This window comes from Pollutimonas rozaliensis, assembly GCF_048751585.1.
GTDB lineage: Bacteria > Pseudomonadota > Gammaproteobacteria > Burkholderiales > Burkholderiaceae_B.
The window spans coordinates 1-234 of record NZ_JAZHOB010000373.1; the positions used below are offsets into that span (position 1 = coordinate 1).

Consider the following 234-nt stretch of genomic DNA (forward strand, 5'->3'; position numbering starts at 1 on the left):
GGGCGCACCGAGCATTTACAGCGCTGCCCCTGTGCCTGCCATTCGCAACACAGAAGCACCTGCAGCAGCGCCCGCAGCCAGCAGCCATCAAAGCGATGTGCAGCGCGCGCAGGAAGAATTGGCGCAGGCACAAAAGAATCTAGAGGCCGGCCGACAAGTGCGCTATGGCAATGAGCGCAATTATGCCCGCTATCAGCAGCGCATTCAGGGCCTGGAGCAAGCCGTGCAAAACGC

At 61.1% G+C, this 234-nt stretch carries 1 pseudogene; it reads left to right on the plus strand.

The annotated features are described in order from the left end of the window. Positions 1 to 31: 31 nt before the first annotated feature. Positions 32 to 234 (plus strand): annotated as a pseudogene (locus V0R37_RS23285) (hypothetical protein); the annotation flags it as partial.